This is a genomic window from [Clostridium] clostridioforme AGR2157 (assembly GCF_000424325.1).
Taxonomy (GTDB): domain Bacteria; phylum Bacillota; class Clostridia; order Lachnospirales; family Lachnospiraceae; genus Enterocloster; species Enterocloster clostridioformis_A.
In genome coordinates this window covers 1-1,918 of the sequence record NZ_AUJR01000124.1, presented here as the reverse complement: position 1 = coordinate 1,918, position 1,918 = coordinate 1, and the positions used below count along the sequence as shown (strand labels likewise).

Sequence of the window (1,918 nt, the reverse complement as noted above, 5' to 3'; positions counted from 1 at the left end):
AGCAGGGGCTTTAGCCCCCACTGCGACTTTCAGTCGCTTAACGGCGGCCTTTAGGCCGCATCAACCCACCGGCTTTAGCCGGTGGTAGTTGAGTAGGGCATTTAATTTTGCGAAAATCGTGCGATAAATATAATAAAGCGGATAAAACTCTTTGTTAGACAAACAGAACAAAATTTGTGTTTTTGCAACGATGAAATTTTGGGGGAAATATTATATTTTTGCCAAAAGTGCCGATTATATACTATAAAGGACATTATAGTTTGGTAAGTTTCTGACAATGGCGAATGGAAAAGAGGTGATTGCCTATGAGTTTATTGTACTATCCTTGTTAATATGGTAGCAAATATTCAAACAACAATATTAAATTACACTGAAAGGAGTTACAATTATGAAAAAGCGTATAACATCCCTTTGTCTAATAGTACTGATGCTGTGTGCCATGTGTGGTACATCTGTAGCTGCTGCTGAACTTCCTGCTGAAAATATGATTAGCCCGATGTATCTCTATAATGATTACTTCACTGGCGGAACTGGGACGATGAATAGCATGGCTGGCTCTCAGTCCAAAATCTTCAATGCTTCCTCTGGAAGCATCTCAACCAATGCTCGTGTAACAAATGTGGAATTAAATGTTACTGTGAGTAGGGGGAGCATCCCATTTTATATCGTTGTTGAAACCCCGAATGGTTATCAGGCAGAACGATATATAAGCACCAGTGGTAAGGTTGAATTTGATGAGTTTAACGATTTTTACCCGAAAGGCACTTGGAAAATTTATATCTATAATCGTGGTTCTGCATTCACAGATGTTTCTACAGCAACAGCTAGTATAACTGTAAACTATGGCTATGACAGCTATTCTTAAAACAGGGTTTATTGTTATTTGGAGGTGTTCTTATGACGATTACAGGAATGACACGATTTGTGCAACAAAATTATAAGGTTCAAAATTCGCACTTAACCCCTAAACTTCCAAATGGCTCCTTGCCACCAAAGGGTCATGTTAACCCATATTGTCCGGAGGGAATGGATATTACAGGTCGAACAGATTTCCGCCGCATTGTCCCTGTTGACGAGGGCGTTGCAAATAAGATAAAATCTTTGGTGTTTGAGAGCATGGAAAAGAACGGTGGCATGAGTGATGGAGAGATTGAAAGCGAAATCATAAAGAATTATGTTATGTCATTGCCGCCCGAAGAACGAGCTGCCGCTGGGTGGACATTAAATCAGATTAGTCTGCAAGAGGCTGACCGATTGGGAGAATATGTACATCAGCGAGACCCCTCATGGAATTGGGGAAAGCCAGTCAAGCCCGGTATCTTGGATGACTACAAATCAGGCATGAATATACTAATATGATATTGTTTTAACAGAATAACAAAATAAAACATCAAAATAGAAATGAAGCCATAAAAATAAAACCTGTCACTGGCAGGCTAAAAAACATCTTGAAGGAAGCTGGGCTGTTTATAAAGCTGCAAATTCCGGATATATCTTCCGTTTTGTTTCAATCAGGGCACCCATGATACGGCGTCCCTTACTGCTTACGAGATACCTTCTGGAATGGGGAACCTTCCGTATCAGACCGTGTGCCCGGAGCTTTGCAAATGTCCTGCTCATCCGGTTACGCTGCTGCGGTGTGTCAAAGTCCTCCGTATAGATGACCCTGCGGATATCCCGGTTGGTAAAGCCACGGATCAGGTACTTTCCGTCTGAAATGGTTTCAAACAGCCGGAAGGTTTCTTCCGACCAGACAGAGAAGCCAGTGTAAGCTCTGCCTTTTACAGTTTTCTTCCCGCAGACCCCGTTGATCTCCTTTTCTATGCTGGCAGCGGGGACAACGTCATGGATGGCATCCAGGAACCGTTTGTTTGCAGCTTTTGCTATTTCTGCATACCGGTAGAGGTTGGCGATTGAC

Annotated in this window: 2 protein-coding genes and 1 pseudogene; 2 read left to right on the top strand and 1 reads right to left on the bottom strand. The window is 42.3% G+C overall.

Annotated features, from left to right (window positions below; translation table 11 throughout):
• Nucleotides 1-388: 388 nt before the first annotated feature.
• Both G614_RS0123920 and G614_RS0123915 read left to right on the top strand, forming a co-directional pair.
• A complete protein-coding gene (locus tag G614_RS0123920; protein WP_044918842.1) occupies nucleotides 389-865 on the top strand; it encodes a hypothetical protein in 477 nt (158 codons plus the stop codon).
• Nucleotides 866-897: 32 nt separating this feature from the next.
• The gene (locus G614_RS0123915; RefSeq protein WP_027643880.1) at nucleotides 898-1,359 is read left to right on the top strand and encodes a DUF3879 family protein; all 462 of its coding nucleotides are present in this window, start codon (nucleotides 898-900) and stop codon (nucleotides 1,357-1,359) included.
• A gap of 108 nt (nucleotides 1,360-1,467) precedes the next feature.
• Here G614_RS0123915 and G614_RS31825 read toward each other — a convergent pair.
• Nucleotides 1,468-1,918: pseudogene (locus G614_RS31825) on the bottom strand (hypothetical protein); the annotation flags it as partial.

Excerpts from the sequence above, each read along its gene's own strand:
- G614_RS0123920 (WP_044918842.1), top strand. The coding sequence starts at position 389 with ATGAAAAAGCGTATAACATCCCTTTGTCTAATAGTACTGATGCTGTGT.
- G614_RS0123915 (WP_027643880.1), top strand. The coding sequence starts at position 898 with ATGACGATTACAGGAATGACACGATTTGTGCAACAAAATTATAAGGTT.